This is a genomic window from Streptomyces sp. DSM 42067 (assembly GCF_055792885.1).
In genome coordinates, this window is sequence record NZ_CM147706.1 from 4009183 (window position 1) to 4029576 (window position 20394).

The window sequence follows — 20394 nt, forward strand, 5'->3', positions numbered from 1 at the left end:
TCATATGGTGTTCGTACGGCCGGTGTTCGTACGGCAGGGTCTGCACCCAGCTGTACCGAACGACGTCGTATGCGGAGCGCGCCGTGCTAGAGCAGCCCGTCCCACATCTGCTCGAGCAGCACCGACCACCAGCTCTCCGGCGACGCGAGCGCCGCCGGGTCGAGCGAGGCCAGCTGCGCCTGGAAGTCGACGGTCCAGCGGCCCGCCTGCTCCTGGTTGAGCCCGAACCGCAGCCGCCACATCCGGCCCAGCAGTGCGAGGCACCTCACGAACTCCGGCAGCCCGGTGTTCACGAACTGCGGCGGTACGGGGGCGCCGCCCGGGCCCGCCTCCACCGGCACCGCGACGATGTTCGCCGTGCCGTACTGGACGCAGAGGGCACGGCCGAAGTCGCTGCCCATCACCAGATACGAGCCCGCGTCCGACGCGGGCTGCACCCCGCGCTCCTGTGCCAGCTCGGCGAGAGTCGGCACCGGCCGGCCCGGCTGGGCCTGCGCCCAGAAGAACGGGCCCATGTCGACGGGCAGTCCGGCCACCACCAGGGTGTGCGCCACGATCTCCGGCACGCCCTGGCGGGACACCGCCCGCTGGTCGAACCGGAAGACGCCAGGACCGAACGCGGCCGCCAGCTCCTGCGCGACACCCTCCGGCGGGATCGGCGGCGCCGGCTGCACCTGCGGCAACGGAGCCCGCACCGGCGCCGGACGCGCCGGACCGTCGGCGACCTGGTGCAACTCTCCCTGGTGCGCGAGCAGTTGCTGCATGCCCTGCCGGCGCGAGGCGTGGTCCTTGCCGTACGGCGCGATCGACGTGATGCGCGCCTGAGGCCAGGTCTCGCGGATCATGCGCGCGCAGTACGCGCCGGGCAGCTCGCACGACTCCAGCTCGGTGTGCAGCTCCAGGACCTGGTCCGGCGGGACGTTCATGGAGCGCAACTCGTGGAAGATCTGCCACTCCGGGTGCGGCGTTCCCGGCGCCGAGCGGCGGATGAGCTGCTGCTCGGAGCCGTCCTGCGCGCGGTAGCGCAGCACGGCCTGGTAGCCGGGGCCGACGGTCGGCTGGCCGGAAGGCTGCTGCGGATAGCCGTACGCGGGCTGCTGCCCGGGCACGGGCTGACCCGGCACGGGCTGACCGGGCATGGGCAGGCCCGGGTTCGGCTGCCCCTGGACGGGCCCGGGCATACCGGGCGGCGGCATGCCCGGGACGCCCGGAGCCCCCGGAGCGCCGGGCGGACCCGGCGGCGGTGGCGTGCCGGGACCGCCCACCGGGGGTCCGGCGAGCACGGTCGCCGCGTGGTGGACACCGCCCGGAGGCGTGCCGGGGGCACCCGGAGCGCCCGGTGCTCCCGGCGCCTGCGGCGGCGGCACGGGCGCACCGGGCCCGCCGAGGCTCGGACCGGACAGCACCGTGGCCGCATGGTGGACGCCACCCGGCGGCATACCCGGGGCGCCCGGGGCGCCCGGAGGCGGCGGCACACCAGGGGCAGCCGGCGCACCCGGCAGCGGCGGCGTGCCGGGAGCGCCCGTACCGCCCACGCCGGGGTCGGACAGCATCGTGGCCGCGTGATGCACACCACCAGGCGGCGTGCCCGGCGCACCCGGGGCACCCGGAGGCTGCGGCGCACCCGGCAGCGGCGGCGTGCCGGGACCGCCCGGTGCCTGCGGCCCCTCGGGGCCCAGGGTGACGAGTTGTGTCGGCACATAGCCGCCCGCCGGGGTGCCGGGAGCAGCGGGACCGCCGACCGGAGGCGTACCGCCCGGACGCGCGCCCGGCGCACCCGGGGCACCCGGGGCACCCGGAGGCGGCGGCGTCGACGGCCGGCCGCCCCGCGCACCCAGCGGCGGTGCCTCGGCCTTGCCGGTCGCGGCATCGGCGATGTCACCGGCACCGGGTGGAACCGGAGCGCCCGGGGCTCCGGGAGGCGCCGGGACACCAGGAGACCCTGCGGCGCCGGCAGGCGCCGGGGCACCGGGAGCCCCCGGGACGCCCGGAGCAGCCGGAGGCTGAGGCGCACCGGGGCCAGCAGCCCCCGAGGCGCCCGGAGACAGCGGCGGCTGCGCCGCGGCGGGCTGCGGATAGCCGTACGACGCAGGCGCACCAGGCGTACCTGGCGCAGGGGCACCCGGCGCAGGCGTGCCGGGCGGATTGCCCGGACCCTGCGGATAGCCGTACGACGCAGACGCACCCGACGTACCCGAGGCAGGCGTGCCCGGCGGAGTGCCCGGACCCTGCGGATAGCCGTACGCGGGCGCGCCCGAACCGTCCAGCGCAGGCACCACCGCGGTACGCGGCAGCTGGCTGCCGCCCGACATCAACGCGGTCTTCGCATCCGGTGCCACACCGGGCGGCGGCGTCCCGTCATCGTCCGAACCGACGAGCGGCGGGGCGAAGACGGTGGCGGGAGGCGGCACGGAACCGTCGTCCCCCGCGTCCGCGTTGGTGTCGGTCCCCGCCCACGGCGTCGCACCGGCCGGAACGCCGGGCGTCGGCGTCGTCACGGCCGGCCCCTCGCCGTCGGAAGCCCCCACGGACGCCCTCGCGGACGCCCACGGCGCGCCGCCACCCGCCGAACCGGCCCCGGAACCCGCCGAACCAGCCGGACCCACCGACGATCCCGACGCGGCGGGATCGGCAGGTCCGGCAGCGCCGACAGCTGCATCCGACGCATCGTGCCCCGCAGGCGCGGAGTGCGCCGCAGACCCAGAGTGCACCGAGGACGCCGAAGGCACGTGCGACGCCGAAGGCACCTGCGGCCCCGAACCGCCGCCCGCCGGGGCCCCATCGGCCCACCCCGACGTGCCGACAGAATCACCGGGCGAACGCGGCCCGCCCACAACACCGGCAGGGACCCCGGCACCCGCAGACGAATCCGAGCCGCCTGACCCCCAGGAACCGGGCCTCCCGGATCCCGAGCCCCCGGAACCGGACTCCCCGAATCCCGAGCTCCCAGCACCGGACTCCCCGGAACCCGAGCCCCCGGAACCAGACCGTTCCGAGCCCCCGGAACCAGACCGTTCCGATCCCCCGGCACCCCTCCGATCCTGAACCCCCAACCTGTCCGCCGCCTCCTGCAACCACTCCGGCGGAGTCAGCAGGAACGACGTCTGGTTGAGGTCCACCCGATCCGGCACCGGAGGCGCGGGCGCCGCGGACGCCTCCGACGTGCCGTACTCCTCCTCGTACCGGCGGATGACCTCGCCCACCGGCAGGCCCGGCCACAGCGTCGCCTCGCCGCTGTCCCGCGCGATGACGAGCCGCTGCCGGCCGCCGTCCGACCGCTGACCTCCCCCAGTGCTCAACGCCTGGGAGGTGCCCACCTCGCGGTCCTCCGCCCACACCACGAAACCGAGGTCGAACTCCCGCACCCGCACCTCGCGATGCTGGTACGCGGGCATGTCGCCGTTGATCCACTCTTCCGCGCGCTCCTGCGCCTGCGCAAAGGTCACCATCGACAAGCTCACTCCCCCGCCGAGGACACCGGGACGGCACGCGCGAAGCCGCCGTCCACCATCAGGTTGGCCACGGTCTCCAGCTCCGGCGGATTGCCCGCGAGCCGCGCCAGAAACGCGTCGAAGTCGTCACCGCAGGGCAGCAGCAGCCGCTGCACCCGCTCCGCCACCTGCCAGCCGTCCTGGTCCCGGGCGTCGTCGTACGCGCAGAACCACACCGAACCGATCCGGTCGCCCTTCACCTTCACGGCCAGCAGACCGCCCTGGACGAACGCAACTCCCAGATAGTCCTTGGTCAGATGGTCACGCAGGCACTTGTTCACGTACACAAGGTCGTTGACCGCCGCCTCGTCCCGCACCGTGAAGAACGGCTGGTCGACGAGGAGACCCAACTCGGCGTCCAGCGCGGCACCCACCGGCGCGCAGCCGCCCGCCGCCTTCAGGAACGACCGGTACGCCCCCGGCAGGCGGTAGCCCAAGTCCTCTTCCACACCGAGTATCTGCTGCTCCGTCACCGCCACCGACGACTTCGGCAGCCCGAAGTGCACAGGACGCGTCTCCTGCAACGGGCGCGTGCCCCGCTTGTTCTGGTCGACCGCAGCCGTGGCGAGACCGGCGTGATGCCGCAAAAGCGCCTTCACCTCGACCGGCACCAGCTCAAGTCGCCGGGTACCCGGCACGTGATGCCACGTCCAGCCATGCGGGGTCGCCACCGGCGCAATCGTGTCCCACAGCTCATGGCCGTCGTGTGCCATCGCCGCGTTCGCCGACACGTAGTCCGTCAACCGCAGTTCGTCGACACCGAACCCTTCCGGGGGGTCGGCGATTTCGGCCGCCGCACGCGCATAGGGCGAGAAATCCGGAAAACCGCTCTCGTCCACCCGCACACCCCTAGGATGGCGGGCAGCCCGAACCGGGTCCGGGAAGTGCACGACCTGCCCGGCGTAAGCCGCGTTCGGCGGCGCGGCTTGCTGCCCGAGCCGACCTGTCGTCATGACCGTTGCCCCCTGCGGCACTGAAAGTTGGATCGCGGATGTCGACAGCCTATGCGGTAGAACGACACCGGTCACCGGCCCTCCGGTTCCGTGACCAGCGGTCACCCGCTCGTAAGCGTGACGCGAACCACCAGCGTGTCGCACAGCCCCCAGCTTCCGTACCGCGCACCGCATTTGGCAGGCTGTCCCCGCACTCGGCGGCAACCCGTACTGGCGGCAGCCGCCGCGGGCAAGAGGGGAGCACCACATGCACACAGCACAGACAGACACCGCATCCGGAGACCCCCGGATCGGCTGGAGCAGCGCCGAAGCGCCGCACGCTCCCGCTCTCAACCACCGCCGCGACGGCATACTCCCCACCGTCGCCGCCGCACTCTCCGTCCGCGGCACCACGCTCACCGGCACCGCAGTCCGCGGCGACCAGCCGCCCGCGCTCCACCCGCTCGTACAGGACTTCCTCGACGCGCTGACAAGCGGTCAGAGGGAACGCTTCACCGGACGCTGCGCCGAAGCCATCCTCATCTCCCGGCACCTGGGCGCCGCAGACAACGAACGCTCCAAACGCGCCAGACGCAGACCCATGACCAACGGCGAAGCCCGCAAAGCCCTCAAGAACGCCAAACTCACCACCCGGCGCATCCGCGAGGACGGCGACCCCCTCCACGGCAGCTTCGCCCGGCCCTGCCGCTCCTGCACCGCGCTCGCCGCCCACTTCGGCGTACGCATCGTCGACCCCACCGAGCCCGGCGACTGACAACGCCCCGGGCACACCCAGATCCACCAGGCAGGACCACCGAACGAGGGCCGATGCACGCCGACCGCACCTCCACCACACGCTTCCCCGTCCCCGTCGACGCCGCCCTGCGCGCAGCCGGCTGGCAACCGGGGCGCTGGGACATCAAGCAGGCCGAGTACTGGGCCGACACGCTGCGCGGACACGTCTCACCCGCGGGACACGAGCACAGCGTCTTCCCCGCCGCCGTCGAGGCATGGGCGGAATTCGGCGGACTGCGCATCACGCCCTCAGGACCCGGACGGCAGATCGCCCCCGCCGCACTCCACCTCGAACCCCTGCATGGGCTGCACATGGCCCGCACCCTCGGCGACCTCGGACGGGCCCTCGGCAGCGACGTCTGCCCGCTCGGCGAAGAGAGCGAAACCCAGGCGCTCCTCGCCATCGACGCCGAAGGACGCGTCTACAGCCTTGACCACAGCGGGGACTGGTACCTCGGCGACACCGTCGACCAAGCGCTCTCGGCCCTGCTCACGGGCGCACAGCCGGCCCGACTCACGGCCGGCTGACACCCCCGCCACGCCGCTCGCCCCGGATCACAGCCAGGTGACACCTACGCGAGCCGACCGGGGCTCACAGCCGGATCACCCGCGCCACCCGGCCATCCCACGGGCACGCCGGGCAATCATCGGGGACTCCGGCACAAGCAGACCCGAATCAGCCCCCCGCCGGAATCACCGCCGACACCCGGAAACCCCCCGCGTCCGTCGGCCCGGACACGAACACACCGCCCAACGCCGCCACCCGCTCCTTCATGCCCACCAGACCGTTGCCCCCGCTCGGCAACCGGGCGTCCGACGCGGAATCCAGCGCCGGCGGCGGCTCGTTCTCCACCTGCATCGCGATCTCCGCGGCCCGGTGGGCCAACCGCACCCGCGCCTTCGCCCCCGCCGCATGCTTGTGCACGTTCGTCAGCGCCTCCTGCACCACCCGGTACGCGGTCTGCTCCACCTCCCGGGCATACACACGGGACTCCCCCTCCACCAAGAGCTCCACCACCATCCCCGCCTCACGGGACTGACCCACCAGCGCATCCAACTCGGCAAGGCACGGACCCTCGGCCCCGTCATCCGCAACCACCCGCGACGCAGCAGCAGCCGCGGCCGCACCGACCCCAGCCAGCGGAACCGGCTCGGCAGCCCGCACAGGGACCTCCCCCACCCGCAGCACGCCCAGCATCTCCCGCAACTCCGTCAGCGCCTGGCGACCCATGTCACCCACCAGCGCCGCGTTCTTCACGGCCTTCTCCGGATCCTTACGCGCCACCGCCTGCAACGCCGCCGCATGCACCACCATCAAGCTCACCCGATGCGCCACCACGTCATGCATCTCACGCGCGATACGCCTGCGCTCCTCACTCCGCGCCCACTCCGCACGCTCCTCCGCCCGCTCGGCAAGCAGCTGCAGCTCCCGCTCGAGACTGTCCGCACGCTCCCGCAAGCTCTCCATGAGACGACGCCGCGCCCCCACATACAGGCCCAACAGCACCGGCGGCGCCGTCACACCGAGCGCCGTGGTGATCGCCACAAACGGAACGAACCAGTCACCAATCGTCAGGTCCCCGCGCACCACGTCCTGGTGCGTCCGCACAAAACCGACGATCATCGTGCCCGCAAGCGACATACCGGCCAACGCACCGATGATCCGCCGCGGCAGCTCAGAAGCGGCAAGCGTATAGAGCCCCACCACTCCCAGCAGGAACCCCATCTGCGCCGGCGTGATCGCAACGGACACCAGCACCACCGCGACCGGCCAACGCCGCCGCAGCACCAGCACGGAACCGGCGATCAACCCGAAGATCATCCCCACCGGCACGGGCAGGCCCGCGTTCTGCGCGAACCGAAACCCCTCCGCCGCGCACTCCCCGGCCGACACCACCGCCAGCCCCACATCCAGCACGGCACTACGCCGCCGCACCCACCACCACGGCCCGGTCCCGGCCGTACTGTGAGCTTCCCCCGTCGTGGTCATGCCTCCCAGCGTACGGGCGGCCACCGCCTGTTTTCCGGTGAGTTTCCCCGCAACCGACAACAGCTCTTCCGAACATTCGAACAGCGCCGAAAGGTATGCCTATCACCTGATCTGTGGAATCAACCGGGCTTTCGACCCGGACGCCCGCATTCCGGCACGACGGTGTGCCTATGACAGCGATCACCGGCAAGTACGCCGACTTCGAGGGCCTGCGCGAACAGGCCGTCGCCCTGCGGAGGGCGGGCCTCAGCCGCCGCCAGATCCGCGACCGGCTCCACGTCGACAACAACGACATCCTGAACCGCCTGCTCGAGGGCGAGCCACCTCCCGAGTGGACGAAGCGCCCGAACGCGAAGGACGACCTGCGCGCGAAAGCCCGGGAGCTACGACTCCAGGGCTGGACGTACGACCAGATCCAGGTGGAGCTGGGGTGCTCGAAGAGTTCGATCTCGCTTTGGGTACGGGATCTGCCGAAGCCGGAGCGCAAGCGCAGCTACGAAGAGGCGGCAGCGATCGCCAGGCGGGGCTGGGAGGCCAAGCTCCGCATCCGGGACGAGGATCGCCAGCAACGCAAAGAGACAGCACGCAAGGAGATCGGCACGATGACCGACCGAGAGCTGTTCCTCGTCGGCGTCGGCCTGTACTGGGCAGAGGGGTCGAAGAGCAAGCCATACGCCCGACGGGAGTTCGTTACGTTCGTCAACAGCGACCCCGACATGATCGTGATGTACCTGGCCTGGCTTGACCTGCTCGGGATGGAGCGGGAGCGCATGCGGTTCCGGGTCATGATCCACGAAAACGCGGACGTGGCTGCCGCTGAACAATACTGGGCCGACCTCGTACAGGTCGACGTCTCAACCTTCGGGAAGGCCACGCTCAAGAAGCACAACCCCAAGACGGTGCGCAAGAACGTGGGCGAGAACTACCGCGGCTGCCTCGTGATCAAGCTCTTGCAGGGAGCCGAGCTGTACCAGTGCATCGAGGGGTGGTGGTCTGGCATGGTGGTGGAGGCCAAGCGGCAAAGCACGTAGGCTGCTCGCGGTGATCCCCCGTGGTGTAATCGGCAACACGCGTCGCTTTGGACGATGTATTTCAGGTTCGAGTCCTGACGGGGGAGCTGCAAAGTTCGGGTCCTGACCTCCTAGGTCAGGACCCGCCCTCGTTTCCGCCCCACTACGCCCCGGTATCCTGCGGGTGTCCACCACCCGAAGCACCGAAGCCGAAGGGCATTCCCGTGAGCGCCAACCGCCCGGCCGCCGTCGTCGTCCTCGCAGCGGGTGAGGGCACCCGTATGAAGTCGGCCACTCCTAAGGTTCTGCACGACATCTGCGGCCGTTCCCTGGTGGGGCATGTTCTTGCTGCCTCTCGGGAGTTGGAGCCGCAGGAACTCGTGGTCGTCGTGGGGCACGCTCGTGAGCAGGTCGCGGCGCATCTGGCCGAGGTCGACCCGGCGGTTCGTACGGCTGTGCAGGAGAAGCAGAAGGGCACCGGTCACGCGGTGCGCATGGCTCTGGAGGAGCTGGGCGGGGCGGTCGACGGGACTGTGATCGTCGTCTGTGGCGACACTCCGTTGCTGACCGGTGAAACGCTCCAGCGGCTGGCCGGGACACATGCTGCCGACGGCAACGCGGTGACGGTGCTGACGGCTGAGGTCCCGGACGCGACGGGGTACGGCCGGATCGTGCGGGATGCGGCCTCGGGTGCCGTGACGGCGATCGTGGAGCACAAGGATGCGACCGACGAGCAGCGTGCGATCCGGGAGATCAACTCCGGGGTGTTCGCCTTTGACGGCCGGCTGCTCGCGGACGCGCTGGGCAAGGTGCGTACGAACAACAGCCAGGGCGAGGAGTACCTGACAGACGTTCTCGGGATTCTGCGTGAGGCGGGGCATCGGGTGGGTGCGTCGGTGGCTGGGGATCATCGTGAGATCGCGGGGATCAACAACCGGGTGCAGCTGGCGGAGGCGCGGCGGATTCTGAACGACCGGTTGCTGGAGCGGGCGATGCTCGCGGGTGTGACGGTGGTGGATCCGGCGTCGACGTGGGTGGATGTGACGGTGTCGTTCGAGCAGGACGCGGTCGTGCTTCCGGGTACGCAGCTGCTGGGTGCGACGCATCTGGCGGAGGGCTGCGAGGTGGGTCCGAACACGCGGCTGACGGATACGAGGGTCGGTGCGGGTGCGCGGGTGGACAACTCGGTGTCGGTGGGTGCGGAGGTCGGTCCGCAGGCGAGTGTGGGGCCGTACGCGTATCTGCGTCCGGGGACGCGGCTGGGTCTGAAGGCCAAGGCCGGTACGTACGTGGAGATGAAGAACGCCAGGATCGGCGAGGGTACGAAGGTCCCGCATCTGTCGTATGTCGGGGACGCGACGATCGGTGAGTACACGAATATCGGCGCGGCGAGTGTCTTTGTGAACTACGACGGTCAGGACAAGCACCACACGACGGTGGGGTCGCACTGCCGTACCGGTTCGGACAACATGTTTGTGGCTCCTGTCACGATCGGGGACGGGGCGTACACCGCTGCGGGTTCGGTGATCACGAAGGATGTGCCGGCCGGTTCGCTGGCTGTGGCCCGTGGTCAGCAGCGGAATATCGAGGGCTGGGTGGCTCGTAAGCGTCCGGGGAGCGCGGCTGCGAAGGCGGCTGAGGCGGTGTCCCGGAAGCCGGAAGGCGAAAGCTGACCGGAAACAGGTGCGTCGGACTCGGCGTACCGTGATAGGTGCACACAATTCGGCTGGCTCGTTGCGGACGGGTGCGCGGGCGGCAGTAGAGAACTCGTCTGAGGAGACAGTGCTGTGACCGGAATCAAGGCCACCGGGCAGAAGAAGATGATGCTCTTTTCCGGCCGCGCCCATGCCGAGTTGGCCGAGGAGGTCGCCCACCAGTTGGGGGTCGGCATTGTGCCGACGAAGGCGTTCGATTTCGCCAATGGCGAGATCTATGTGCGCTATGAGGAGTCGGCTCGTGGTGCGGACTGTTTTCTGATCCAGAGCCACACGGCTCCGATCAACAAATGGATCATGGAGCAGTTGATCATGATCGATGCTCTGAAGCGGGCTTCGGCCCGGAGCATCACTGTGATCGTGCCGTTCTACGGGTATGCGCGTCAGGACAAGAAGCACCGTGGCCGTGAGCCGATCTCTGCGCGTCTGATCGCGGATCTGATGAAGACGGCGGGTGCGGACCGGATTCTCACGGTCGATCTGCACACGGACCAGATCCAGGGTTTCTTCGACGGTCCGGTGGATCACCTGTTCGCGCTGCCGATTCTCGCGGACTACGTGGGCGCGAAGGTGGACCGGGACAAGCTGACCGTGGTGTCCCCGGACGCCGGTCGTGTGCGTGTGGCGGACCGCTGGTGTGACCGTCTGGGCGCGCCGCTGGCGATCGTGCACAAGCGGCGTGACAAGGACGTCGCGAACCAGGTCACGGTGCATGAGGTGGTCGGTGATGTGAAGGGCCGTGTCTGTGTCCTGGTCGACGACATGATCGACACGGGTGGCACGATCTGTGCGGCGGCGGATGCTCTGTTCGCGCATGGTGCGGAGGACGTCATCGTGACGGCGACGCATGGTGTGCTGTCGGGTCCGGCGGCGGACCGGCTGAAGAACTCGAAGGTGAGTGAGTTCGTGTTCACGGACACGCTGCCGACGCCGGGTGAGCTGGAGCTGGACAAGATCACGGTGCTGTCGATCGCTCCGACGATCGCGAGTGCGGTGCGTGAGGTCTTCGAGGACGGTTCGGTGACGAGCCTGTTCGAGGAGCAGTGACCTTTCGCTGACCAGGTGATCGATTCGGTGATCGACCCGGTGGACCCGACCTGGTGATCCCGGATTCCCTGAAGATCGTTTTGGGTGCGGCCTTCCTCGCCGAGTAGACTGTCGAAGTTGCTCGGCGAGGGAGGCCGCACTCATTGCGTGCGGCGGTCCGTTATCGACGCGCTCTTCGTAGCAGGCCAGTCGTGTGGCCGGGTAACCGCCACAATTCCGTCTGACTTACGAGGAGTGCACATGTCCGAGGTCAAGATCTCCGCCGTGACCCGCACCGAGTTCGGCAAGGGTGCCGCGCGTCGCATCCGCCGTGACAACAAGGTTCCGGGTGTTCTGTACGGCCACGGTTCCGACCCGCTGCACCTGACCCTTCCGGGCCACGACCTGCTGCTCGCGCTGCGTACGCCGAACGTCCTGATCTCCCTGGACATCGACGGCAAGACCAGCGAGCTGGCGATCCCGAAGGCCGTGCAGCGTGACGCGATCAAGGGCTTCCTCGAGCACGTCGACCTGCAGCTGGTCAAGCGCGGCGAGAAGGTCTCCGTCGAGATCCCGGTCCACACCGAGGGCGAGCTGGCGCCGGGTGGCAACCTGCTCGAGCACGTGCTCAACGCGCTGCCCGTCGAGGCCGAGGCCACGCACATCCCGGAGTCCGTCTCCGTCTCCGTCGAGGGCCTGGAGGCCGGTGCCTCCGTGCTCGCCAAGGACATCACCCTGCCGAACGGTGTGACGCTGGCCGTCGAGGAGGACGCGGTCGTCCTTCAGGTCCTGGCCGCTCAGGCCGAGGAGGCCCCTGAGGGTGCCGAGGAAGAGGCCGCCGAGGCCGCGGAGTAGTTTCCGCCCGCCGGGAGCGCTTCCGGCAGTTTGTTCTTCAGCCGCCGTTTTCCGTGCCGAGAGGCGCGGGGAACGGCGGCTGGCGCGTATGAAGGAGATATGCAGATGACGTCGGATGCCAACGCCCCCTGGCTGATCGCGGGGCTCGGCAACCCCGGGCCGGGGTATGCGATGAACCGGCACAACGTGGGCTTCATGGTCGCGGATCTGCTCGCGGAGCGGATGGGCGGCACCTTCAAGCGGAGCGGCAAGGCGCAGGCGCAGGTCGTGGAGGGGCGGTTCGGGGCGCCGGGTCCGGCGAGCCGGCGTGTGGTGCTGGCGAAGCCGATGTCGTACATGAATCTGTCGGGCGGTCCGCTGACGGCGCTGCGGGACTTCTACAAGGTGCCGACGGCGAACATCGTCGCGATCCATGACGAGTTGGACATCGACTACGGCACTCTCCGGCTGAAGCTGGGCGGCGGCGACAACGGGCACAACGGGCTGAAGTCCATGACGAAGGCGATGGGCTCGGACTACCACCGGGTGCGTTTCGGGATCGGGCGCCCGCCTGGGCGGATGCAGGTCGCTGACTTCGTCCTGAAGGACTTCTCGTCGGCCGAGCGCAAGGAGCTGGACTACCTCGTGGACCGGGCGGCGGACGCCGTGGAGTGTCTGGTCACGGAGGGTCTGGAGCGGGCGCAGAGCGCGTACAACTCCTGACGTCTCCGCCCGTTCGCGACCTGTTGTGGCACTCGTGGCGTCTCGCCCGCCGAGGTTGACCGGGCGCTGCCCTATGGCCAAGGATCGCGGCCATGCCAAGCACGACAGCTTCGTCAGCCACTCGGAACACGGCTTCCCCGCGTCGCCCCGGCACCGTCAAGCGCAGCCGCACGCGTCGAGCGGGCGAGAGCGCGTACGGGCTGCTGCTGCTCGGACGGCGGGTGGCGATGGCGGGGATCGCGCTGCTTCTGCTGGTCGGCGGTGTGTGGCAGTCGTGGGGGTCGGCGCAGCATGTGATGTTCACGAAGGGTCGTGAGCGCGGCACGATGACGGTGACCCGGTGCGGCGACGAGCAGTGCACAGGGTCGTACGCGCCTCTGTCGCCCGGTTCACAGCCGCGCGACCGCGTCGTGATCGAGCGCTCGATCGCCGAGGAGAAGGGCGCGAAGGTGCCGGTGGTGATCAAGCCGGACACAGACGAGGTGGTGCGGTCGGGTGTGGCGGGGCTTCTCCATGCGTGGGTTCCCCTGGGAGGGGCGCTGTTGCTGGCCGCCGTGGTCATCGCCGGGGGCCTGCGTATGTCGCGGACGGCGTGGGTGACCGCGGGGCTGGGGGTCGCGTTGCTCACGGCTTCGTTCGCAACGCTCTGACGACCAGGAGAGCGGGTGCTCGGGGCGGACCCCGAGCACCCGCTTCACTGTTGTGCCCACGACGTACGGCGCCCTTGACGCCGAAGGTCAGCCGGTATTGCGCAGCCCCGCCGCCACTCCGTTGACGGTGAGCAGCAGCGCCCGCGCCAGCAGCGGATCCGCCGTCTCCCCGGCCTCCGCCGCGTCCCGCTGCCGCTTCAGCAGCGCGACCTGAAGGTACGAGATGGGGTCCAGGTAGGCGTCGCGGATGGCGAAGGTCTGCTGGAGCACCGGGTGGGTGTCCAGCAGCTTCTCGCCACCGGTGACGCGCAGCACCTCGCGCACGGTGAGCTCGTGCTCCGCCTCGATCACCGAGAACACGTGCTTGAGCTCGTCCGGTACGAGTGTGTCGACGTAGTGGCGGGCGATCCGCAGGTCGGTCTTGGCGAGCGTCATCTCGACGTTGGAGATGAAGTTGCGGAAGAAGTGCCACTGCTCGTGCATCTCGTCGAGCACGGTGTCGAGGCCCGCTTCGCGCAGTGCCTTGAGGCCGGAGCCGACGCCGAACCAGCCGGGCACGATCTGCCGCGACTGGGTCCAGCCGAAGACCCACGGGATGGCCCGCAGTCCGTCGAGCCCGGCGCCGCTGTCGGGCCGGCGTGAGGGCCGGGAGCCGAGGTGGAGGTCGGCGAGCTGGTCGACGGGCGTGGCGGCGAAGAAGTACGCGGGCAGGTCCGGGTCCTCGACGAGCTTGCGGTACGCCGCGTGGGCCGCGTCGGAGACGACGTCCATGGCGGCGTCCCAGCGGGCGAGTGCCTCGTCGGACTGGCGGGGGGCCGTGTGCAGGGCGGAGGCCTGCAGTGTGGCCGCGACCGTCAGCTCGAGGTTCTCCCTGGCCAGGGACGGGATGAGGTACTTGTCGGAGATGACCTCGCCCTGCTCGGTGACCTTGATCTCGCCCTCGAGGGTGCCCCAGGGCTGGGCGAGGATCGCGTCGTGGGTGGGGCCGCCGCCGCGGCCGACGGTGCCACCGCGGCCGTGGAAGAGGCGCAGCCGGACCCCGTAGCGGTGGGCGACGTCACGCAGCCGCCGCTGCGCCCGGTGGATCTCCCACTGGCTGGTCGTGATGCCGCCGAACTTCGACGAGTCGGAGTAGCCGAGCATGACTTCCTGCACGTCGCCGCGCAGGGCCACGAGGCGCCGGTACGAGGGGTCGGCGAGCATCTCGTCGAGGATCACGTCGGCCGCGCGGAGCTCGTCCGTGGTCTCGAGGAGCGGCACGATGCCGATCTTGGCCCAGCCGGCGTGCAGATCGATCAGTCCGGCCTCGCGCGCCAGCACGGTCGCGGCGAAGACGTCGTCGGCGCCCTGGCACATGGAGATGATGTACGACTCGATGACCTCGGGTCCGAAGACCTCCAGGGCCTTCTTGACGGTGAGGAAGACGCCAAGGGTCTTCTCGCCGGCGGCGTCGAGCGGCGCCGGGGTGGGGGCGAGGGGGCGCCGCGACCGCAGTTCCTTGGCGAGCAGCTTGGCGCGGTAGTCGCGCGGCATGTCGGCGTACCGCCAGGACTCCTCGCCGAGCCGGTCGAAGAGCTGGCCGAGGGCGTGGTGGTGGGCGTCGGCGTGCTCGCGTACGTCCATGGTGGCGAGCTGCAGGCCGAACGCGGCCAGCGTGCGGATGGTGCGGTTCATCCGGCCGTCGGCGAACAGCGCGCCCCGGTGCGCGCGCAGCGACGTCTGGATGAGCGTGAGGTCGTGCAGCAGTTCGGTGGTGCCGAGGTAGTCGCGGCCGGGCTCGTGCGGGGTGCCCTTGGCGAGGCGCTGCTTGGTGTTGGCCAGCTTCTGGCGGATGCAGGTGGCCTTGAGCCGGTAGGGCTCCTCGGCGTTGAGGCGCTTGTAGCGGGGGCTGATCTCCGGGAGGTTCTCCAGGTCGGTCTGGAGGGAGGTGAGGAGCTCCTCGGTGGCGCCGGTGTAGCGGATGGAGTTGGAGAGGAAGCCGCGCAGCTCGTCGATCATGTCGAGCGCGTCGTTGATGCCGTGCTCGTGCTGGAGGATCAGCACGTCCCAGGTGACCTGGGGGGTCACGTTGGGGTTGCCGTCGCGGTCGCCGCCGATCCAGGTGCCGAAGGTGAGGGGGCGGGTGGTGTCGGGCAGCTTGACGCCGACACGCTCCAGTTCCGCCGTGAGGTCCTCGAGGACGTCCCCGACGGCGCCTGCGTGCAGCTCGTCGAGGTAGTAGATGGCGTTGCGGGCCTCGTCGGCGGGCTCGGGGCGGACGACGCGCAGCTCGTCGGTCTGCCACACGAGGTCGATGTTCTCGGCGAGCCGGGTGTCGTAGCGGCGCCGGTCGGCCTCTGTGACGGGGGTCTCGAGGAGCGCGGCGATACGCCGCAGCTTGTTCAGTACGGAGCGCCGGGCCGCCTCGGTCGGGTGGGCCGTGAACACGGGCCGGACGTTGAGGTGCTGAACGGTCTGGCGCAGGTGCTCGGGGTCGGCGTCCTTGAGGCGGTCCGCGGTCTGGGCCAGCAGGCCGCCTTCCGCGGCGCGCCTGGTGCGCAGCTCGCGGCCGCGGTGCACCTGCTCGGTGACGTTCGCCAGATGGAAGTACGTGGAGAAGGCGCGCACCAGCTTGGCGGCGGTCTCCAGCTCCGTGCCGCCGAGCAGCTCGGCGGCTGCCTCGCCGTCCTCGCGGGTCAGCCGGCGTACCCGCTCGACGAGCTCGAGCAGGTCGGGGCCTTCCTGTCGTACGAGCGTCTCGCCCAGCAGGTCGCCCAGTCGGCGGATGTCGGCACGCAGTTCCGCGCTCGTCGTCGTTGTCTGGTCGTCTGCACTGCTCACAGGTGCGGCTCCTTGCAGTGTTGAAGCACTTCTGGGAGGGGACCCGGGTACCGCCACGGCGGGTGCCGCATCAGGGATAGGGCGCCCGGGAAGAAAACAGAGCGGACCGCGCTGTCCGACCGAGTCCAAGGATAGGTGTCCCTGCGGGCGCGCAGTCTCGAGGCCTCTCGTGCTCTTGCCGGACGGCGAGACGCCAGGGGGACGCCACACTTACGATGCCGTAGGTTACGGAAGCGTAGGGAAACTGTATCCAGGACACCTGCCACCATCACCCTCGACCCCACAGGGGACGCCCCATGACCACACGCTCCGATGTGATCGCAGACGCCCCAAAGGCGGCGTCAGACAAGACCGGGACCCCACTCCCCTCTGCCACGCTCGGCGGTGAGCAGAAGCGGTCGATCGAGCAGATCACGCTGCTGCTGTTCATCACGGTGCCCTTCCTGGCCCTGCTGGCGGCCGTGCCGCTGGCCTGGGGCTGGGGTGTGAGCTGGCTGGATCTCGGCCTCCTGGTCTTCTTCTACTACCTCGGGTGCCATGGCATCACGATCGGTTTCCACCGTTACTTCACTCACGGCTCGTTCAAGGCCAAGCGGCCCTTGCGCATCGCGCTGGCGATCGCGGGTTCGCTGGCCGTGGAGGGTCCGCTGGTGCGCTGGGTGGCCGATCACCGCAAGCACCACAAGTTCTCGGACGCCGAGGGCGACCCGCACTCCCCCTGGCGTTACGGCGAGACTGTGCCTGCTCTGATCAAGGGCCTGTGGTGGGCTCATCTCGGCTGGATGTTCGACGAGGAGCAGACACCGCAGGACAAGTACGCACCGGATCTGATCAAGGACGGTGCGATCCGGGCGATCTCGCGCCAGTTCATCTACTGGACCATGCTCTCGCTGGCGCTGCCCGCCGTGATCGGCGGCCTGGTGACGATGTCCTGGTGGGGCGCCTTCACGGCGTTCTTCTGGGGCTCACTCGTACGGGTTGCGCTGCTGCACCACGTGACGTGGTCGATCAACTCGATCTGCCACGCGGTGGGCAAGCGGCCCTTCAAGTCGCGTGACCGCTCGGGCAACGTCTGGTGGCTGGCCGCTCTCTCGTGCGGGGAGTCCTGGCACAACCTCCACCACGCCGACCCGACCTCCGCCCGTCACGGGGTGGAGCGCGGCCAGATCGACTCGTCGGCGCGGATCATCCGCTGGTTCGAGCAGCTGGGCTGGGCGTACGACGTGCGCTGGCCTTCGAAGTCCCGTATCGACTCCCGCCGCAAGGCGGAGGCCGTCGACCCGGCATGATTGACAGTGTGGCGACCGACTCCAGCAGCACCCCGAGCAACGAGAAGCCGCGGCGCACGCGCCGTACCCGCATGACCGGTGCCGAGCGCCGTCAGCAGCTGCTGGAGATCGGCCGCACGCTGTTCGCCGCCAAGGGTTTCGAAGGCACGTCGGTGGAGGAGATCGCGGCCCGCGCCGGGGTCTCGAAACCGGTGGTCTACGAGCACTTCGGCGGCAAGGAGGGGCTGTACGCGGTCGTGGTGGACCGCGAGATGCGCCGCCTCCTCGACATGGTCACCGGCTCCCTCACCGCCGGCCACCCCCGCGAGCTGTGCGAGCAGGCCGCCTTCGCCCTCCTCGACTACATCGAGGAGTACACGGACGGTTTCCGCATCCTGGTCCGCGACTCCCCCATCCCCCAGTCGACGGGGTCCTTCGCCTCCCTGATCTCCGACATCGCGACGCAGGTCGAGGACATCCTCGGCCGCGAGTTCAAAAGCCGCGGCTTCGATCCGAAGCTCGCCCCCCTGTACGCCCAGGCCCTGGTCGGCATGGTCGCCCTGACGGGCCAGTGGTGGCTGGACGTCCGCAAGCCCAAGAAGGCGGAGGTGGCGGCACACCTGGTGAACCTGGCATGGCACGGCCTGGACGGGCTGGAGCCGAAGCCGCGGTTGATAGGGCACCGGAAGAACTGACGGTCCGGGTGCCCGCCGGCAGTTCGAGGCGGGCGGTCTCAGGCGTCCGCCTTCCGCGCCACCGCGAAAAGCCGCCGGAACGGGAAGACCGTCCCGTGCGGCGTCGCCGGGTAGGCCTCGCGGAGCAAGGCCCTGTACTCGGCGAGGAAGGACTCCGTCGCCGCCCGGTCGTCCGCCAGGGTCGTGAGGATCGGGCGGAGGCCCGTGCCCTTGACCCAGTCCAGGACCGGGTCCTCGCCGCCCTCCAGGAGGTGGAGGTACGTCGTCTCCCAGACGTCGGTCTCACAGCCGAGGGCGACCAGCCGCTCCAGGTACTCGGGGGCTGTGAGTACCGCGTCCGCGTGGCGCAGGACTCCGGCCAGCCGGTCCTTCCACTTCTCCGACTCCGCCAGTTCCCGCATCAGCACATGGCTGGGCGCGTCGAAGTTGCTCGGCACCTGGAAGGCGAACGTGCCGCCGGGGACGAGTCCGGCGATCCATGACGCGAAGGACTCCGCGTGGTCAGGCACCCACTGGAGCGTCGCGTTCGAGATGATCAGGTCGTACGGGTCCTCGGGCGACGGCGCCCAGTTCGTCGCGTCCGCCGGCGCGAAGTCGAGGCGGCCGCCGCCCGCCGTGGGGCCCGCGAGCGGTTCGGCGCGGGTGAGCATCTCCGGCGAGTTGTCGAAGCCGGTGATGTGGGCGGTGGGCCAGCGGTCCGCGAGGAGCTGCGTCACATTGCCCGGGCCGCACCCCAGATCGGCGATGCGCGGCGTGCGGCCGGCCACCTCGACCGGGCGGCCGACCCTCTCGCCCGGGGCCTCGGCCGGGAGTTCCGGTACGCGGGCCAGCAGGTCGACGAAGGGCCGGGCGCGATGCCCCTCGTGGCGGAGGTACTGGCGCGGATCCCAGACGGGGGCGGTGGCGGGCATGGCGAAGCCTCCTTGCCGCCGACATCCACACGGTCGGCGAAGTCCAGCGGCCCGGGGGTTCCGGGGCGCCCTACGCCCATCCTCACGCCGCCGATATCTTGACGTCAAGAGACTTCATGTCGACAGACCCTCTACACTTGATCGCATGGAGGACGAGGTCGATCGGCTGGTCGCAGCGTGGCGCCGGGAGCGCCCTGACCTCGACGTGGAACCGCTGGAGGTGCTCAGCCGGGTGAGCCGGTTGTCCCGGCATCTGGACCGCGCCCGTCGGCTGGCGTTCTCCGAGCACAATCTCGAGCCGTGGGAGTTCGACGTGCTGACGGCGCTGAGGCGTGCGGGAGCCCCGTATCAGCTCTCGCCCGGGCAGCTGCTCACGCAGACCCTCGTCACCTCCGGGACGATGACGAATCGCATCGACCGGCTCGCGAAGAAGGGCCTCGTCGAGCGGCTGCCGGACCCCAGCGACCGGCGTGGTGTGCTGGTGCGGCTCACGGACGAGGGGCGCGACCGCGCGGACCAGGCGCTCGCCGGGCTGCTCGACCAGGAGCGGGCGATCCTCAGTGAGCTCTCGCGCGCCCAGCGCACCGAACTGGCCGCGCTGCTACGCCAGCTGACCGCCCCGTTCGACAACATCCCCGGCTGACGCCAGATCCACGGGGCCGACGCCGGCCCGGCGCGCCAGCGCCACGGCGGCCAGCGTGGAGTGGACCCCCAGCTTCCCCAGCACGTTCTGCATGTGCGTACGCACCGTGTGCGGGGAGAGGAAGAGGCGCTCGGCGACGGCCTTCCGGCCCAGGCCCGCGACCATGCAGCGCAGCACCTCGCGCTCGCGCGGGGTGAGGGATTCCACGAGGCGTTCGCTCTCCGTGCGGTGCTTGCGGGCCGCCGTCAGCTCGCGCAGTACGCCCGTGAGCAGGGCGGGCGGCAGGTGCGTCTCGTCGCGCAATACGCCGCGGATGACGGTGAGCAGCCGGGACAGCGAGCAGTCCTTGGCGACCCAGCCGGAGGCGCCGGCTCCCAGGGCGAGCGCCGCGCGGCGCGGGTCGTCCTTCTCGGCGAGCACGACCGTGCGCACGGCCGACTGGGCCGAACGGACGCCCGCGACCAGCGAGATGCCGTCGACCAGGCCGTCCTGGTTGCCCTCCTGGACGGGCACCGCGGCGCGTCCGCCCGGCACGGTGCCGCCCAGATCGGCGTCGACGAGCAGTACGTCGAATCTGCGGCCCTCGGCGGCGGCCCGCTCCAAGGAGCGCAACGCGGCCGGGCCACTGCCGGCCGCGGAGACGTCGACGTCCGGCTCGGCGGCGAGAGCCGCGGCGAGCGACTCGGCGAAGATGCGGTGGTCGTCGACGACCAGGACTCGGATGCGAACCACGTGAAACCCCCTTCCCCAAGCTCCGTGAGGAGCAGGGGAGAACAATCGTCGGGGGACGGCCGGCGCAGGTACGGCGCCCGGAGAAGAGGTCACCGCAGAAGCACGGCCGCCGCCGTGCTCACACTGCTACCCCACTCCGGGCGTCGTACCCGACTGTCT

Annotated in this window: 17 protein-coding genes and 1 tRNA gene; 12 read left to right on the top strand and 6 right to left on the bottom strand. The window is 70.3% G+C overall.

Features of this window, described 5'->3' with window-relative positions:
• Positions 1 to 86: 86 nt before the first annotated feature.
• Positions 87 to 3449, bottom strand: a complete 3363-nt coding sequence (locus tag ACSMXV_RS18390) for an SUKH-4 family immunity protein (protein ID WP_473178653.1) — start codon at positions 3447 to 3449, stop codon at positions 87 to 89.
• An 8-nt stretch (positions 3450 to 3457) separates the two neighbouring features.
• Entirely contained in the window at positions 3458 to 4444 is a 987-nt protein-coding gene (locus ACSMXV_RS18395; RefSeq protein ID WP_473178654.1) for an SMI1/KNR4 family protein, read from the bottom strand.
• A gap of 247 nt (positions 4445 to 4691) precedes the next feature.
• On the opposite strand from ACSMXV_RS18395, the gene ACSMXV_RS18400 reads away from it, so the two are divergent.
• A complete protein-coding gene (locus ACSMXV_RS18400; protein ID WP_473178655.1) occupies positions 4692 to 5198 on the top strand; it encodes a YwqJ-related putative deaminase in 507 nt (168 codons plus the stop codon).
• Between the two features lie 53 nt (positions 5199 to 5251).
• Complete coding sequence (locus tag ACSMXV_RS18405; RefSeq protein WP_473178656.1) at positions 5252 to 5746, top strand: SUKH-3 domain-containing protein; 495 nt, start codon at positions 5252 to 5254, stop codon at positions 5744 to 5746.
• A gap of 148 nt (positions 5747 to 5894) precedes the next feature.
• On the opposite strand, the gene ACSMXV_RS18410 is transcribed toward ACSMXV_RS18405, so the two are convergent.
• The gene (locus ACSMXV_RS18410; RefSeq protein ID WP_473178657.1) at positions 5895 to 7208 is read right to left on the bottom strand and encodes a sensor histidine kinase; all 1314 of its coding nucleotides are present in this window, start codon (positions 7206 to 7208) and stop codon (positions 5895 to 5897) included.
• A gap of 170 nt (positions 7209 to 7378) precedes the next feature.
• On the opposite strand from ACSMXV_RS18410, the gene ACSMXV_RS18415 reads away from it, so the two are divergent.
• From ACSMXV_RS18415 to ACSMXV_RS18445, 7 genes are all read left to right on the top strand, one after another.
• Positions 7379 to 8239 carry a hypothetical protein gene (locus ACSMXV_RS18415; RefSeq protein ID WP_473178658.1) on the top strand — a complete coding sequence of 287 codons (861 nt, stop codon included), beginning with the start codon at positions 7379 to 7381 and terminating at the stop codon, positions 8237 to 8239.
• A gap of 14 nt (positions 8240 to 8253) precedes the next feature.
• A tRNA-Gln gene (locus tag ACSMXV_RS18420) sits at positions 8254 to 8325 on the top strand.
• 117 nt (positions 8326 to 8442) lie between these two features.
• Complete coding sequence (gene glmU / locus ACSMXV_RS18425; protein WP_473178659.1) at positions 8443 to 9891, top strand: bifunctional UDP-N-acetylglucosamine diphosphorylase/glucosamine-1-phosphate N-acetyltransferase GlmU; 1449 nt, start codon at positions 8443 to 8445, stop codon at positions 9889 to 9891.
• Between the two features lie 114 nt (positions 9892 to 10005).
• Positions 10006 to 10980 (top strand): ribose-phosphate diphosphokinase, encoded by a 975-nt coding sequence (locus tag ACSMXV_RS18430; RefSeq protein ID WP_181660784.1) that lies wholly within the window; start codon positions 10006 to 10008, stop codon positions 10978 to 10980.
• Positions 10981 to 11220: 240 nt separating this feature from the next.
• Complete coding sequence (locus ACSMXV_RS18435) at positions 11221 to 11814, top strand: 50S ribosomal protein L25/general stress protein Ctc (RefSeq protein WP_473178660.1); 594 nt, start codon at positions 11221 to 11223, stop codon at positions 11812 to 11814.
• 99 nt (positions 11815 to 11913) lie between these two features.
• A complete protein-coding gene (gene pth, locus ACSMXV_RS18440; RefSeq protein WP_473178661.1) occupies positions 11914 to 12516 on the top strand; it encodes an aminoacyl-tRNA hydrolase in 603 nt (200 codons plus the stop codon).
• Positions 12517 to 12608: 92 nt separating this feature from the next.
• Positions 12609 to 13166 carry a hypothetical protein gene (locus tag ACSMXV_RS18445; protein ID WP_473178662.1) on the top strand — a complete coding sequence of 186 codons (558 nt, stop codon included), beginning with the start codon at positions 12609 to 12611 and terminating at the stop codon, positions 13164 to 13166.
• An 87-nt stretch (positions 13167 to 13253) separates the two neighbouring features.
• Here ACSMXV_RS18445 and ppc read toward each other — a convergent pair whose 3' ends face one another.
• A complete protein-coding gene (gene ppc, locus ACSMXV_RS18450; RefSeq protein ID WP_473178663.1) occupies positions 13254 to 15986 on the bottom strand; it encodes a phosphoenolpyruvate carboxylase in 2733 nt (910 codons plus the stop codon).
• A gap of 296 nt (positions 15987 to 16282) precedes the next feature.
• Here ppc and ACSMXV_RS18455 point away from each other — a divergent pair, with 296 nt between their 5' ends.
• Positions 16283 to 17275, top strand: coding sequence for an acyl-CoA desaturase (locus ACSMXV_RS18455; protein WP_473178664.1), 993 nt, complete (start codon positions 16283 to 16285; stop codon positions 17273 to 17275).
• The gene (locus ACSMXV_RS18460; protein ID WP_181866879.1) at positions 17272 to 17949 is read left to right on the top strand and encodes a TetR/AcrR family transcriptional regulator; all 678 of its coding nucleotides are present in this window, start codon (positions 17272 to 17274) and stop codon (positions 17947 to 17949) included. The genes ACSMXV_RS18455 and ACSMXV_RS18460 overlap by 4 nt, the downstream gene beginning before the upstream one ends.
• A 38-nt stretch (positions 17950 to 17987) precedes the next feature.
• Here ACSMXV_RS18460 and ACSMXV_RS18465 read toward each other — a convergent pair whose 3' ends face one another.
• The gene (locus tag ACSMXV_RS18465) at positions 17988 to 18860 is read right to left on the bottom strand and encodes a trans-aconitate 2-methyltransferase (RefSeq protein ID WP_473178665.1); all 873 of its coding nucleotides are present in this window, start codon (positions 18858 to 18860) and stop codon (positions 17988 to 17990) included.
• Between the two features lie 145 nt (positions 18861 to 19005).
• Between ACSMXV_RS18465 and tamR the strand changes: the two genes are divergently transcribed.
• Positions 19006 to 19503, top strand: a complete 498-nt coding sequence (gene tamR / locus ACSMXV_RS18470; RefSeq protein ID WP_181660776.1) for a MarR family transcriptional regulator TamR — start codon at positions 19006 to 19008, stop codon at positions 19501 to 19503.
• Here tamR and ACSMXV_RS18475 read toward each other — a convergent pair.
• On the bottom strand, positions 19462 to 20235 hold the full coding sequence (locus tag ACSMXV_RS18475; protein WP_473178666.1) for a response regulator transcription factor: 774 nt from the start codon (positions 20233 to 20235) through the stop codon (positions 19462 to 19464). The two genes, tamR and ACSMXV_RS18475, sit on opposite strands and share 42 nt — an antisense overlap.
• Positions 20236 to 20394 lie beyond the last annotated feature (159 nt).